At 52.1% G+C, this 14,354-nt stretch carries 18 protein-coding genes; all 18 read left to right on the top strand.

What is annotated here, in order from left to right:
- Nucleotide 1 precedes the first annotated feature (1 nt).
- Nucleotides 2-637, top strand: coding sequence for a nucleotidyltransferase family protein (locus ACX93W_RS05640; RefSeq protein WP_459391327.1), 636 nt, complete (start codon nucleotides 2-4; stop codon nucleotides 635-637).
- Nucleotides 595-936, top strand: a complete 342-nt coding sequence (locus ACX93W_RS05635) for a 2Fe-2S iron-sulfur cluster-binding protein (protein ID WP_459391326.1) — start codon at nucleotides 595-597, stop codon at nucleotides 934-936. The genes ACX93W_RS05640 and ACX93W_RS05635 overlap by 43 nt, the downstream gene beginning before the upstream one ends.
- 20 nt (nucleotides 937-956) lie before the next feature.
- Nucleotides 957-1,706 carry a hypothetical protein gene (locus tag ACX93W_RS05630; protein ID WP_459391325.1) on the top strand — a complete coding sequence of 250 codons (750 nt, stop codon included), beginning with the start codon at nucleotides 957-959 and terminating at the stop codon, nucleotides 1,704-1,706.
- Between the two features lie 280 nt (nucleotides 1,707-1,986).
- The gene (gene spoIVA / locus ACX93W_RS05625; RefSeq protein WP_459391324.1) at nucleotides 1,987-3,465 is read left to right on the top strand and encodes a stage IV sporulation protein A; all 1,479 of its coding nucleotides are present in this window, start codon (nucleotides 1,987-1,989) and stop codon (nucleotides 3,463-3,465) included.
- A 273-nt stretch (nucleotides 3,466-3,738) separates the two neighbouring features.
- The gene (locus ACX93W_RS05620) at nucleotides 3,739-4,014 is read left to right on the top strand and encodes an HU family DNA-binding protein (RefSeq protein WP_068683925.1); all 276 of its coding nucleotides are present in this window, start codon (nucleotides 3,739-3,741) and stop codon (nucleotides 4,012-4,014) included.
- Nucleotides 4,015-4,205: 191 nt separating this feature from the next.
- A complete protein-coding gene (gene mtrB / locus ACX93W_RS05615) occupies nucleotides 4,206-4,427 on the top strand; it encodes a trp RNA-binding attenuation protein MtrB (RefSeq protein ID WP_068683923.1) in 222 nt (73 codons plus the stop codon).
- 233 nt (nucleotides 4,428-4,660) lie between these two features.
- On the top strand, nucleotides 4,661-5,224 hold the full coding sequence (locus ACX93W_RS05610; RefSeq protein ID WP_459391323.1) for a hypothetical protein: 564 nt from the start codon (nucleotides 4,661-4,663) through the stop codon (nucleotides 5,222-5,224).
- Nucleotides 5,225-5,325: 101 nt separating this feature from the next.
- Nucleotides 5,326-6,192: a heptaprenyl diphosphate synthase component 1 gene (locus ACX93W_RS05605; protein WP_459391322.1), complete on the top strand. Its 867-nt coding sequence runs from the start codon at nucleotides 5,326-5,328 to the stop codon at nucleotides 6,190-6,192.
- A 4-nt stretch (nucleotides 6,193-6,196) separates the two neighbouring features.
- On the top strand, nucleotides 6,197-6,916 hold the full coding sequence (locus ACX93W_RS05600; RefSeq protein ID WP_459391321.1) for a demethylmenaquinone methyltransferase: 720 nt from the start codon (nucleotides 6,197-6,199) through the stop codon (nucleotides 6,914-6,916).
- Nucleotides 6,913-7,782 (top strand): UbiA-like polyprenyltransferase, encoded by an 870-nt coding sequence (locus tag ACX93W_RS05595; protein WP_459391320.1) that lies wholly within the window; start codon nucleotides 6,913-6,915, stop codon nucleotides 7,780-7,782. Before ACX93W_RS05600 ends, ACX93W_RS05595 begins: the two co-directional genes overlap by 4 nt.
- Entirely contained in the window at nucleotides 7,783-8,448 is a 666-nt protein-coding gene (locus tag ACX93W_RS05590) for a UbiX family flavin prenyltransferase (RefSeq protein WP_459391319.1), read from the top strand.
- Nucleotides 8,417-9,277 (top strand): menaquinone biosynthetic enzyme MqnA/MqnD family protein, encoded by an 861-nt coding sequence (locus ACX93W_RS05585; protein WP_459391318.1) that lies wholly within the window; start codon nucleotides 8,417-8,419, stop codon nucleotides 9,275-9,277. The genes ACX93W_RS05590 and ACX93W_RS05585 overlap by 32 nt, the downstream gene beginning before the upstream one ends.
- Nucleotides 9,274-10,248 carry a heptaprenyl diphosphate synthase component II gene (gene hepT, locus ACX93W_RS05580; protein ID WP_459391317.1) on the top strand — a complete coding sequence of 325 codons (975 nt, stop codon included), beginning with the start codon at nucleotides 9,274-9,276 and terminating at the stop codon, nucleotides 10,246-10,248. The genes ACX93W_RS05585 and hepT overlap by 4 nt, the downstream gene beginning before the upstream one ends.
- Before the next feature lie 125 nt (nucleotides 10,249-10,373).
- Entirely contained in the window at nucleotides 10,374-10,817 is a 444-nt protein-coding gene (ndk, locus tag ACX93W_RS05575; protein WP_459391316.1) for a nucleoside-diphosphate kinase, read from the top strand.
- Between the two features lie 21 nt (nucleotides 10,818-10,838).
- Nucleotides 10,839-11,618 (top strand): CheR family methyltransferase, encoded by a 780-nt coding sequence (locus tag ACX93W_RS05570; protein WP_459391315.1) that lies wholly within the window; start codon nucleotides 10,839-10,841, stop codon nucleotides 11,616-11,618.
- Nucleotides 11,619-11,708: 90 nt separating this feature from the next.
- The gene (locus tag ACX93W_RS05565; protein ID WP_459391314.1) at nucleotides 11,709-11,891 is read left to right on the top strand and encodes a hypothetical protein; all 183 of its coding nucleotides are present in this window, start codon (nucleotides 11,709-11,711) and stop codon (nucleotides 11,889-11,891) included.
- A gap of 193 nt (nucleotides 11,892-12,084) precedes the next feature.
- Complete coding sequence (gene aroC, locus ACX93W_RS05560) at nucleotides 12,085-13,254, top strand: chorismate synthase (protein ID WP_459391313.1); 1,170 nt, start codon at nucleotides 12,085-12,087, stop codon at nucleotides 13,252-13,254.
- 3 nt (nucleotides 13,255-13,257) lie between these two features.
- Nucleotides 13,258-14,352 carry a 3-dehydroquinate synthase gene (gene aroB, locus ACX93W_RS05555; RefSeq protein WP_459391312.1) on the top strand — a complete coding sequence of 365 codons (1,095 nt, stop codon included), beginning with the start codon at nucleotides 13,258-13,260 and terminating at the stop codon, nucleotides 14,350-14,352.
- Nucleotides 14,353-14,354: the final 2 nt, after the last annotated feature.

Raw genomic sequence — 14,354 nt, 5'->3', positions numbered from 1 at the left:
CATGACTACACAATTGCCTATTCATAGTGCGCTGGCCATGATCGTTGAAGCTGCCGGAAGCGATCTCTGGGTAACGGGAGGAAGCGCAGGGCTTATGCTGCGTGGTTTGCCCCTGGCGGCATCTCCGCGCGATCTGGATCTTTATTGCGACGAAGAGAATGGCGCGGAACTGCATCACAGATTGAAAGCCTACGCGCTTAATATCCCGCACTTCAGCGAAAGTGATATTTACCGCTCAACCTTGAGCCATTATGATATCGGAGGTTGGCGGGTGGAACTTGTGGCTGGCTTTCAAGTAGCGTCAATGGGCTGCCGGTACAAGGTGGAGGTAAGAGATGTGCTTCTTCCTCACGGCAAGTCCGTAACGGTTGGAAATCATCACGCCACTACATTGGTGCCGCTTGCCCATGAGCTGTGGTTCAACGCTTTGCGCGGCAGAGCGGACAGGGTGGAAACGATAGTGGGCGGAATTTTGCTGGATCGGGATAGACATATGGCTGCAATGAAAGCTATTGAAGAACGAAATCGTTTTCCTGATGAATTTGTCCAGCAGGTACATGACTGGATAACGACCGGAGAGGGCGGTGATCGGGAGTGGACGTTGAAATACACTTTCGGCCTTCAGGCCGGTCGGTAAAGGTGCGCAAAGGCACAACTCTGCTGGATGCCGCAAGACGTGCAGGCGTTCATATCGCCACGCGCTGCGGCGGCAAAGCTTCCTGCTTTATGTGCAAGGTGACCGTGCTCCCCGGAAGCAAGCTGCTGCCGATTGGCGAGGTAGAGAGCCGGAAGCTTGCGGGTTTGGAGGAGCAAGGCGTACGTTTGTCGTGCCAGGCCAGAGTGAACGGCGGGTGCGAAGTGGAAATTCCGCCCGATCCTCTTCGCGCGGCTGTCGCAAGACAACTGGCGCGTCAGCAGGAAGATGACTTATGGTAACGGAAACGGAGGCATAAAACATGACAGTGGCTATCAAATCCATGTTGCGCCGCGCCGGGACAAGACCGGCTGCTGTGCTTGCATGCGCTATTCTGCTAGTGTTGACTTCCGGCTGTCTTTATCCCAAGGAGAACAGCCAGTCCGCTCCGCCGAAGGAAGCGGTACGCAATATTCAGTCGGCGATTGACCAGTATTTCAGCGAGCAGGGACTGCTGCCGATCATTAACGCCAGCCAGGATGTGCCGTTGTACGAGAAGTTCCGGCTGGATTTCAAGAAGCTTCAGGGCAAGGGCTACATCAGCTCGATTCCCGCGGCTGCCTTTGAAAACGGAGGAAACTATTATTTTTTGATCATTGATGAAGAAAGCAAGCCGTTAATCCGGCTCCAGGATATACTTGCTTTTCAGAAAGTGAATGATCTGCAGAAGCAGGTAAATACTTACTCCAGCGCTAACGGAAAGCTTCCTTTGTCGGATACCCTCTATCCCGGTTTTTTTGGTATTGATTACGGGGTTTTAGGTATCAAACAGCCCGTTATAACCAGTATGTTCTCGGGCGGAGCATTACAGGCGATGCTGGATGAAGAAGGGACCGTATATATCGATTACGGCATCGACATCATGCAGCGCTTGCAGCGCGAAGAGGATATTTCCCTATGGCAAGACGGGGATTTGCGCAGGCTGCTGATTGACAACACGGAGTTTGTGCCCGTGAAATCGCCGGCATACCAGTTGAATGAAGACGGGGAGCCGGTTGCAGTAAATAACTGAAAGCATTGTTGTAAAATCTCTTCCCTACGCGGGAAGGGATTTTTTTGTTTCTGCGACATAGTTCAGCCGGCATGTTCATATATTTCAATCTTGGAAGGGAAGATGAGGAGCACGCGGCGGGAGAAAAACAACAATTTTCGTAGAGGGAATAAGCATATTTGGACAGTCTGGACAATAAGATGTTACTAGTCCAAAAAGCATGTACGAGTTGCGTCGCTGGCCTGCCCTTTTGTCCGGTGGAAGGCGGCGAACCGGAAATTCAATTGGGAGGGGATATTCAGTGGAGAAAGTGGACATTTTCAAGGACATAGCCGAACGTACCGGCGGGGATATTTACCTCGGCGTGGTAGGTGCGGTTCGCACAGGCAAATCAACGTTTATCAAGCGGTTTATGGAAACGGTTGTTTTGCCTAACATTGCAAATGAATCGGACCGGGCCAGAGCCGTTGACGAGCTGCCTCAAAGCGCCGCAGGAAAAACCATTATGACGACAGAGCCTAAATTCGTGCCTAATCAGGCCGTTCAGCTGAAGGTGGCGGAAGGGCTTGAGGTGAATGTTCGCTTGGTGGACTGCGTCGGATATGCGGTGGAAGGCGCCAAAGGTTACGAGGATGAAAACGGTCCGCGCATGATTACGACGCCATGGTTCGAAGAACCGATTCCGTTCCAGGAAGCCGCCGAGATCGGCACCCGGAAAGTCATTCAGGAGCATTCCACGCTCGGCGTGGTGGTTACGACAGATGGCAGCATTGCCGAAATACCGCGCAGCTCTTATGTCGTTGCCGAAGAAAGAGTCATAGAGGAATTGAAGGAAGTTGGCAAGCCTTTTGTGCTGATCATCAACTCCACCCGCCCTAAAAGCGAGGAAACCCAGCAGCTCCGCAGCGAACTGCAAGCCAAATACGATATTCCGGTTATGGCGATTAGCGCGGCGACGATGGGCGAGGAAGAAGGATTGTCCGTTCTGAGGGAAGTGCTCTATGAATTCCCCGTGCACGAAGTCAATGTTAATCTTCCGAGCTGGGTAATGGTGCTGAACGAAAACCATTGGCTGCGCAGCAACTATGAAAACTCGGTGCGCGATACCGTGAAGGATATTCGGAGACTGCGGGATGTCGACCGCGTCGTCAGCCAGTTTATGGATTATGATTTCATTGCGCGGGCGGGCCTTAGCGGGATGAACATGGGGCAAGGCGTAGCGGAAATCGACCTTTACGCGCCCGATGAGCTGTACGACCAAATTCTGATGGAGGTTGTTGGCGTCGAAATCCGCGGCAAAGACCATTTGCTCCAGCTGATGCAGGATTTCTCCCATGCCAAGCGGGAATACGACCGCTTTGCGGAAGCGCTGGAGATGGTCAAAACGACCGGATACGGCATCGCAGCCCCGTCGCTTGCGGAAATGGCGCTTGATGAGCCGGAACTCATCAGACAGGGTTCGCGCTTTGGCGTAAGGCTGAAAGCGACGGCTCCGTCGATCCATATGATCCGGGTCGATGTGGAATCGGAGTTTGCTCCCATCATCGGCACCGAGAAGCAAAGCGAAGAACTGGTCCGTTACCTGATGCAGGATTTCGAAAACGATCCGATCAAAATCTGGGAGTCCGATATTTTCGGCCGTTCGCTCCATTCCATCGTGCGGGAGGGCATTCAGGGCAAAATCGCCATGATGCCGGATAATGCGCGCTACAAGCTTCAAGAGACGCTTGGCCGCATCATCAACGAAGGCTCCGGCGGTTTGATCGCGATTATTCTATAATTCGGCGCAAGACGCCTCTGGGGAAAGCCGCTTCGTTCTCATGACGAAGCGGCTTTGCTCTGTCCGGGGGCATTGGCACTTGAAATTGCCATTCTGCTGTATTACTATAGGTTTGTTCGGTCAAAAAGGTATATATTTGAAGTTTTCCGTTAATAAGAGGGATAAGATCGCAAACTTTAGGCAAATGCATACGAAGCCAAGTTTGCTCCGCAAACTTTAAGACAAAGCTTACGAAGCCAAGTTTGCTCCGCAAACTTTTAAGGAGGTGAGAAAATGAACAAGACTGATCTGATCAACAAAGTGGCCGAGCTGTCCGAGTTGTCCAAAAAGGATGCAACCAAGGCGGTGGACGCTGTTTTTGAAGCCATCTCCGATGCGCTGCAAAGCGGTGACAAGGTTCAACTGGTTGGCTTCGGCAATTTTGAAGTGCGCGAGCGTCAAGCCCGTAAAGGCCGCAACCCGCAAACAGGCGAAGAAATCGATATCGCCGCAAGCAAAATGCCGGCATTCAAACCGGGTAAATCGCTTAAAGACCTTGTATCCAATTAACGTATATGACGGCATAAACGCTCGAACGGTAAACGTTTTGAGCGTTTTTGCATGGTTTTATCATAGAAGCTGTTAGCTCTTTAAACGGCGGTTTCCGGAGGCCGTTTCATATTCGCCGCCGCCACCGTTGCGTATTGGGAGAACTTGTTCTATAATTTTTCACTAGGAACAGGAAGGGCGGAGATAACATCATGGAACCGACGGTTGGCGATTATGTAGTCATCAAAGCGAAGGACCAGGGAGTACAGGTCATCGGCCTCACCCGCGGGCAAGATACAAGGTTTCATCATATGGAGAAACTTGACCGCAACGAAGTGCTGATCTGTCAATTCACCGATCATACCTCTGCCATCAAGATTAGAGGCAAGGCCACCGTAATGACCAAATACGGCACGGTGGAAACGGATCAATAAGGCAATACGAGGAAGCAGGCGCAGCCTGCTTTTTGTTTTGGTCATGCTGGTGTACTCGAACAATCCTGCATCTACAGACAAGCGTCATAATGAGCGAAGCGCCTTCGTACAATGGAGTAAGGGTTTCGGAGCCGTATGGAAGCGGCGCAGAATGAGCAAAATGGATATTAAAGGAAACCATTTCAAGCGGTATGGAACATACGCTTAAATCCATTGTCGGGAGGCGCTGCAGGTTGCGTAGCATAATGCCATGGTTAACGGCGGGCGTAGCCACGCTGGTCATTACCTTGCTTCTGGGGCTTGCGCTGGACGGAATGGGGAGCGGGGAGGGCGATCTTCCCGCCATTCGCCATGCTGAGCCAGAGCGGCTTGGCGACTCCAATCTGGTAGAGGTGCTGGCCGGTGTGCCGCTCAAGGAGCGCTTGGGGAGAGTGGAGTGGAACGGGTCTGAACTGACGCTGGAACTGCGAGTTTCGTCTACCGAAGGAAGGCCGGATGTCTGGTTTGACGACGCGAAGTCGTTTATCGAACTGTCTTTTGGCCAACTGGACAATGTGAAGCGCTTGCTGTTCCGAATCGCGGAAAGCGGCCATGGCGCCGAAAGGCGGCTGCTTGCCGTCATGGACATAAGAGCGGAGGACCCATGGCTGAAGGAAGAGCTGGACACCCTTGCCCTGTGGAACCCCGTGCACGACGAAATTTGGCGCAAACGGCTTCGATTAAGGCTAACGGCTGCTTGGAACGAGCGGTTTGGAGCGTCTTCCGGCTATACCGCCACGCCGCTGGATAGATTTTGAATGAAACGATGGCAAGCTGTATGACCTTTTGTGCAGTTTATGCTATAATAATTTAGATTATCGGGCGGCAATCCTGTTATTTATGTTCGGAGGCTTCTACCATGAAAACTTACCGTATTCCAGAAATGGCGGAACACTACACAAAACACAAAATGATTCAAGACCACGCGGAGCTGCCCCCGCTGTCAAGTCCCAGGTTGCGCATGCTTCACGCGGCGCTGGAGCAGGATGGCGCCACCAAGGGACGCAGTGAGTTGTACACGCTTGCGACATCTTTGGTACAGCTTGGCATGGACACCCATGACTTGATCGATGTCGATACCCGAAAGCAACGGGAAGGCAAAATGAGAACGAGGCAGCTGAATGTCCTTGCCGGGGACTATTTCAGCGCACGTTTCTATCATTTGCTGGCAGCTGCGGGGCAGATCGACATGATCGCCAGGCTGAGCCAGGCGGTATGCGAAGTTAATCGGCTCAAAGTAAATCTGTACACGCGAATGCGGGGACTGAAAATAAACGCCGATGAGTATTACGGTTATGCGGTTCAGCTGAAAAGCGAGATGTTCCGGCATTTTGCGGAACTGCTGAACGGGCAGCCTGCCCGTTTATGGCCGGAGCTGCTTGGTGGCATCGCTCGTTGCGAGGTTGCGATCGAGGAAATCGGACGCAGCGAAAACCCGGACCGCTTTCAGCAAGGGTGGGCCTACTGGCATCTCCTTCAGGTTGGCAATGAAGAGGAACGGCATCAACTGGCTACGGGCAAGACGGATCACGGCATTTTTATGGAGCTGGTCCAGAAATACGATGTAAAAAGCCTGCTTGCGAGCAAGTTCAGACAAGCGGCTGATGCTGTGAGCAGCGTGGCGGCGCGGCTGGATTCCGGCGGTCTGTCCGGCGAGCTTAACAGCATAGTGGACCATTTTGCCGGAAAACTCGGCGCTTGGCCCGCACTTAACGAAACGAGGTGAAACCGTGAGCAACGACGCCAAAAGCCATGTGCATTCCCTGTTTGAAACGGTTGCGCCAAAGTATGACTTTATGAACGACGTCATCAGCTTCCGCAGACATAAGGCCTGGCGCAAATATACAATGAACAAAATGGCTGTTAAGCCTGGCGACGATGCCCTGGATATTTGCTGCGGAACTTGCGATTGGACTATTGACCTCGCAAAGGCAAGCGGCACCGGGAGGATTGTAGGCCTTGATTTCAGCAACAACATGCTGCAGGTCGGACGTCAGAAAATCAAAGCCTCCGGTTTGGAGAACAGCATCGAGCTGGTTCAGGGCAATGCCATGAGCCTGCCGTTTGCAGACAACAGCTTTGATTTCGTGACCGTTGGTTTTGGACTGCGCAATGTCCCTGATTATTTGCAGGTGCTGAAAGAGATGACCAGAGTCGTCAAGCCCGGAGGCAAGGTAGTCTGCCTGGAGCTGTCCAAGCCTACATGGCAGCCATTCAAAAGCATTTATTATTTTTATTTCGAGCGGGTGATGCCGCAATTCGGCAAACTGCTTGCAAAAAGATTTAAGGAATATCAGTGGCTTCCGGACTCCCTGAAGCTGTTTCCGAACCATAAGGAGCTGGCGGAGCTTTACACCCAGGCCGGCTTGGAGAAAATCGATATTTCTTTGTTCTTTGGCGGCGTAGCCGCTCTGCATATGGGAACGAAGGGATCTGACACAGTGCAATGATACGCAAATTACGCATTATTCTTGAAATGATCAAGTTCGAACATACCATCTTTGCGCTCCCGTTTGCTTATCTTGGCGCAATATTGGGAACGGTGGTGCTGGAAAACCGCTTGCCGTCGTGGGCGGAAATCGGATGGATTTCACTCGCCATGTTTGGCGCCAGAAGCGCCGCCATGAGCCTTAATCGGCTAATCGACAAGGCAATCGACCTGAAAAATCCAAGAACGAAAGATCGCGCCTTGCCCGCGGGCATCTTAAAATCCGCGGAGGTACTGCTTTTTGTCGCGATATCGTTCGGCATGCTGTTTCTTGGGGCGGCCAATCTTGACCCCATCGCGATGCAATTGATGCCGATCGCTGTTTTTTTTCTCGTTATTTATTCCTACACCAAACGTTTTACATGGTTTTGCCATCTGTTTCTAGGTGTAACCATTGCTTTGTCGCCTCTGGGCGGCTGGCTGTCGGTAACGGGAAAAATTGATCCCGCGGCCTGGATCCTGTTCGGAACGGTCGCGCTTTGGATCGCAGGTTTCGATATTGTGTACGCCACGCAAGACTATGAATACGACCGCAACAACGGCGTTCATTCCATTCCAGCACGCTTTGGTCTTTCCGGCGCGCTTTGGATAGCCCGCGTCCTGCATATCATAACGGGCATCGGGTTTGTTGCGCTGTTCTGGGTTGCGAATCTTGGCTGGCTCTATTTGGCCGGCGTCCTGCTATCGTTGGCGCTGCTCTTTTATCAGCACTATATGGTCAAGGCAGATGATTTATCCAGAGTGCAAACCGCGTTTTTCGGTATGAACGGAACACTTAGCGTTGTATTGTTCGCCTTTGCGTTCCTGGATATGGTGGTGTTTCGATAGATGGCGGAAGAATTCAAAGGTGAAAATGCTCCAATCCGCAAAAAGTGGGTTGTCGGTATTACCGGCGCCAGCGGCTCCATTTACGGCATTCGTTTGGCGGAGGAACTGCTGAAGCGGGAATTTCAAGTTCACCTGGTTATAACAGAGGCCGGATGGCGGGTGTTGAAAGAAGAAATGGGCTGGCATGCTTCCAAGCGGCCCCAAATGCTTCAAGACCGGTTTGGCGATTATGCGACCGACGGCAGACTGGTCTATCATCCCAATAGCGACATCGGCGCTTCTATTGCGAGCGGTTCCTTCCGCGTTAGCGGAATGGTGGTCGTTCCGTGCTCCATGGGAACTCTGTCATCCATCGCGCACGGCATATCCGACGATCTGATGACCAGAGCGGCAGACGTGATGCTGAAGGAGAGACGGCGCCTGCTGCTGGTGCCGCGGGAAACGCCTCTGCATGCGATCCATCTGGAAAACATGTTGACCCTGGCAAGGCTTGGCGTTACGATACTTCCCGCCATGCCCGCATTTTACTACAAGCCGCAAAGCATGGATGAGATGATCGATTTCCTTGTTGGCAAAGTACTGGACAGCATGGATGTGGAGCATGATTTGTACAGAAGATGGGGAGATGAGCAGCATGGGCTTGAAACGCCCGATCATCATCGGTGAAATTGATTATGCAAATGCCTGGCCGTTATTTCACGGTCTGGAGAATAATGAAGAAAACGGACTTTACCGGCTGGTATCCGCCGTACCTTCAAAGCTGAATGGAATGTTGTCTGACGGAGCGCTGGATGTATCGGCGATATCCTCTTTCTCCTACGGAAAACATGCCAGCCAATATATATTGCTTCCCGGCTTGTCGGTTGGCACGGTTGGACGAGTTCACTCCATTCTGCTTTTTCTGAAGCAGCCGATTGGCAAGGTAAAGCCCAAAACCATTGCTGTCACGACAACATCGGCAACTTCGGTGAATTTGTTGAAAATCATAATGGCGAAACGTTTTCAGTGCAACCCCGCCTATATTCCGGCAGAACCGGATCTGGGTGAAATGCTGAAGACGGCGGATGCGGCATTGCTGATCGGAGATCCCGCCATTGCGGCCTCTTGGCAAAACCATCCTTATGAAGTTATGGATCTTGGCCAGATGTGGCAGGAGTGGACGGGGTTAGGCATGACCTATGCCGTCGTTGCCGCACGCAAGGACGCGGTGGAACAGAACCCTGAGGGTATTGCTGCCGTGTACGACTTGCTGAAGGCATGCAGAGTCAGAAACTGTGCTTCGCCGGAGCCGCTTGTTGATGAAGCATGTACGCGGCTTGGCGGAACGCGGGAATACTGGCGCATGTATTTTGAAACGCTGCAATATGATTTTTGTCCCCGGCTGCAGGAAGGGCTTGAACTCTATTTCCGGCTGGCCGGAGAGATGGGCTTGCTGCCGCGGGACATCAAGTTATCCTTTTTGGAACTACAATCCCCTCTAAAGGTGAAGGAATGAAACTATTAGATCTGTACGCCAAAATGAAAGGCGATCTGAATGTGATCGAGCAGGAACTGGAGCGCAGCGTCAGCGACGAGCACATGTTGCTCAGCGAAGCGTCCATGCACCTGCTGAAAGCCGGAGGCAAGCGCATACGGCCTGTTTTCGTGCTGCTTGCCGGGAAATTCGGAGAGTATAATCTTGACGTGCTGAAGCGGGTCGCGGTCCCGCTTGAGCTGATTCATATGGCTTCGCTTGTTCATGACGACGTCATTGACGACGCTGACACTCGCAGAGGTCAACCTACTGTCAAATCGAAGTGGGACAACCGGATCGCGATGTATACCGGAGATTATATACATGGCAGGGCTCTCAGCATCGCGACGGAACTGCCGGATCCTCGCATTCATCAAATATTATCCAAAGCGCTTGTTCAGATGTGTATTGGCGAAATGGAGCAAATTCGCGATTTTTTCAATACCGAACAAACGATGCGCCAATATTTGTTGCGGATTCGCAGAAAAACGGCTTTGCTGATTGCGATCAGCTGCGAGCTGGGGGCGGTGGCGACGGGTGTTAGCCGGACGTCCTCCAATGCGTTATACCGGTTTGGCTACAATGTAGGGATGGCTTTTCAAATTCGGGATGATTTGCTTGATCTGTATGGTACGGAAAAACAGATCGGAAAACCCCCGGGCTCCGATATGCGCCAAGGCAATATTACGCTTCCGGTGCTGCTGGCGCTCAAGGACCAGAAGGTTCGCAGACCTCTGTTAAATGAAATCAGCATGATTCGTTCACAGGAAGGCATGGCTGACACGCGCCGGGCCATCGCATTGATCAAGAGCAGCGAAGGCGGAGGGCTGGCGGACGAAATGGCGAATCGCTACATAGCCAAAGCGCTTGAAGCGCTCAAAGCCCTGCCTGCTATCCCGGCTCGCAAAAACTTGATCGACATCGCCCATTTTGTGGGAAAAAGAAATTATTAACTTAATATGAAAGTTCAAAAGTTCGGCTCAATTCCATATTCGATGTCGGCCATGCCACAAGGCATGCTTCGAAATGGAAAGCGAACGTATTGAACTACCTCTAGAGCGGAAGGGATGGATGGGGCATGGAAAAGACATTTCTTATGATCAAACCCGACGGCGTCCAACGCGGACTCATCGGTGAAATTGTATCCCGTTTCGAACGCAAGGGGCTGCAGCTGAAAGCGGCAAAGTTTATGGCCATTTCACGAGAACTTGCGGAGGATCATTATGCCGAGCATAAAGGCAAAGATTTTTATGAGCGGCTGCTGTCTTTTATTTCGTCCGGTCCGGTTTTTGCCATGGTGTGGAGCGGCGACAATGCTATTGCGCTGACAAGAGCGATGATTGGCAAAACCAATGCCGTCGACGCGGCTCCCGGCACCATTCGCTCCGACTTTGCGGTACATACCAACTTTAATCTGATCCACGGCTCCGATTCGCCGGAAAACGCGGAGCGCGAAATCAATCTGTTTTTTGCCCAACATGAGCTTGTGGAATACGAGCACAGCATTCAGCGGTGGATTTAGCCCGACTACTAGGAGGCCCATATGTCCGAGGACCAGGATTTCATACAGTTTATTTCCCGCATCAAACGGAAAACGGATATTGACTTGTCGCAGTACAAGGAAGCGCAAATGAAACGGCGGCTGACTACACTACGCATGAAGCACGGCTATTCCACTTTTGTGGCCTACGGCGAAGCGCTGGAAACCAATCGCGCGCTGATGAACGAATTTTTGGATCGGATGACCATCAACGTCTCTGAGTTTTGGCGCAACCCGGGAAGATGGGAAGTGCTGATGAATACATTCCTGCCCAAAATCATACAGCGCAGCGCAAAGCCGAAAGTGTGGAGCGCTGCCTGCTCCACTGGCGAGGAGCCTTATACGCTGGCGATGATCTTGTCGGAGCTGGGAGTGTTGGAGAAATCGTCGCTGCTGGCTACCGATCTCGACAACGGCGTTTTGGCCAAAGCTCAAGAGGGCATCTATCTGGAGCGCTCGCTGCGGGATGTTCCGGATAAATGCCGGAAGTTGTATTTTTCAGAATCGGAAGGCGCATACCGAATTTCGGACAAGCTGAAAAAAGCGGTAACCTTCCGTCAGCAAAATCTGTTGCATGATAAGTTTGACACCGGCTTTGACCTGATCGTCTGCCGAAATGTTATGATCTATTTTACGGAGGAAGCCAAGCACTCTCTCTATCATAAATTTTCGGCAGCGCTTCGCCCCGGGGGACTTCTGTTTGTTGGCAGTACGGAGCAGATCTTTTCTCCGGCGCAATACGGATTCGAAACGGCTGATACGTTTTTCTATCGACGCGTATAGCTCCTCTCATCTTCTCCTATACTAGGATCAGGCGCTTCGGGTGTAATCACTCAAGAAGCAGCGTCTCCAGGATATGGAGGGAGAGTTATAATGGACAAGCGCAAAGTCATTTCTGCTTATCGTCGCGGCGATATTACGATACAGGAATGTGCGCAAATAATGGGTTTGGATGGACGGCAAATGAAAGAATTAATGAACGTCTGGACGGCGGTTACGCGTTCAGGCTTGACCGCAAAAGCGCCAAGACGGGATGATCTGCAGCCCCATTCATAACAGCTGATGAAGCCGGGAATCCATTCCTGAAATGGGTTCCCGGTTCCTTTTTGCCCATTCGCTCTGACGCGTTGAAGCAAAAAAATAGTTTTCTTGTCAAACGGTCGGTGCTGTACTATAATGAGCAAAGATGTTTACGGACACAGATGACGCCGGGCGCCTATTGACCTGGCACTGAAGGAGGAGCTTTTGCTTGAGTTTACGCTATTTGACAGCGGGAGAAACCCACGGCCCGCAGTTGACCGCCATAATAGAGGGATTGCCCAGCAACCTGACCCTTGATTTCGAGGAATTGAATTTTCAGCTTCACCGCCGCCAGAAGGGACACGGCCGCGGCCGCAGAATGCAGATCGAGAAGGATACGGCCGATATCGTCGGCGGCGTCCGCCATGGCCGGACAACAGGAGCGCCTGTTGCATTGGTTGTACAAAACAACGACTGGAAGCATTGGACTTCCGTTATGAATATCGAACCCATTGAGGGCAGCGACGAGGAGAAACGCCGCGTGCATCGTCCCCGTCCTGGTCATGCCGATTTGAACGGCGGATTGAAATACAATTTGAAGGATTTGCGCAACGTGTTGGAGCGTTCAAGCGCTCGGGAGACGGCTGCGCGCGTCGCCGTTGGAGCGGTTGCCCGCCAACTGCTGGCCGAGTTTGGCATCAAGGTTGCCGGACAGGTTATTTCCATCGGCGAAATTCAAGCTCCGCCCAACCAGCTTCCGGTTGATGATTTGATCCGGTTGACGGAAGAATCTCCTGTTCGTGTTGTGGACAAGGAGACCGAAGAAAAAATGACTGCCTACATCGACCAAATTAAAGCTGAAGGCGATTCCATCGGCGGCATCGTTGAGTGTGTCGTTGAAGGCGTTCCGATCGGTCTTGGCAGCCATGTGCAATGGGACCGTAAACTGGATGGCCGAATTGCCGGAGCCGTTGTTTCCATCAATGCATTCAAAGGCTGCGAGATCGGTATCGGTTTTGAAGCTGCCCGCTTGCGGGGTTCCCAGGTACATGATGAAATCCTGTACAACGAGGAACGCGGCTATCATCGCGCTTCCAACCGTTTGGGAGGTTTTGAAGGCGGAATGACAAACGGAGAGCAGATTGTCGTTCGCGGCGTCATGAAACCGATTCCGACCCTTTACAAGCCGCTCCGCAGCGTTGATATCGATACGAAGGAGCCTTTTACCGCCCAGGTGGAACGTTCCGACAGCTGCGCCGTTCCGGCTGCTAGCGTTGTGATGGAGCATGTGGTGGCATGGGAAGTAGCCAAGGCTTTCCTGGAAAAGTTCGGAGGAGATTCTCTGGAAGAAATTCGCGCCAACTTGAAAAGTTACCAAGAACAATTGGAGCGGTATTAGACCATGCGCAGCCTTCAAGTTGACCTTGGCGACCGTTCTTATCCCATATATATCGGGGAAGGCCTTCTTCGGGAGGCTTCCTCCTATTTCCAAAAGCATGGCGTGAGCACCAAGACTCCGCTTATGATCGTTAGCGACAGCAAGGTTGCTCCGCATTATCTGGAAGCCTTGACCTCCAATCTGACTGAAGGCGGCTTTACAGTGGTGACTGCGATCGTGCCGTCCGGGGAAAGCTCCAAAAGCTTGGCCGTGCTGGAAGAGTTGGTCACTAAAGCGCTGGAGGCGGGATTGGACCGCAAATCCGCAATTGTTGCTTTAGGCGGCGGCGTGGTTGGCGATTTGGCCGGTTTTGCGGCCGCATCCTATATGCGGGGTGTTAAATTCATTCAAATTCCTACGACGATTCTGGCTCATGACAGCAGTGTCGGCGGCAAGGTTGCGGTTAATCATTCCCTTGCAAAAAACATAATCGGGGCTTTTCATCAGCCGGAATTCGTTCTGTATGATTTGTCCACGCTAAAAACCCTTCCGCCCCGCGAAGTTGCATCGGGTCTTGCCGAGGTGGTTAAACACGGCTTGATCTGGGATGCGGAGTTTGTAGCCTGGTGCGAAGAACATGCGAGCAGGCTGCTGGAGCTTGACGCCGACGCTTTGGGTTATGCCCTTTATAAAGGCTGCGGCGTAAAAGCCAATGTGGTATCGCAGGATGAACGGGAAAACGGATTGCGGGCCATTCTGAATCTGGGTCATACGATCGGACATGCGCTGGAGGCCGTCGCGGGTTACAACGAGCTTCAGCACGGCGAGGCAATCTCCATCGGCATGATTGGTTCCGCGAAGCTTGGCGTACGATATGGCGCGCCTATTGAGGTTTATGAAGTCACAAAGCGCGCGCTTCAAAGCTGCGGTTTGCCGGTTGCTGTGCCGGGGCATATGGATACCGATGCTATCATGGCCGCGCTGATGCATGATAAGAAGTTTTCGGAGGGTACAGCCGTTTTTGTTGTTCCGACTTCGATCGGCACAGTAGAGATTAAGCCGGATGTTCCGTTATCGTGGGTGAGGGAAATCGTTGAGGAATTAAAACGGGAGGCATAAAC

Source organism: Paenibacillus sp. CAU 1782 (genome assembly GCF_054551715.1).
This window is presented reverse-complemented; position numbering and strand designations above follow the sequence as displayed.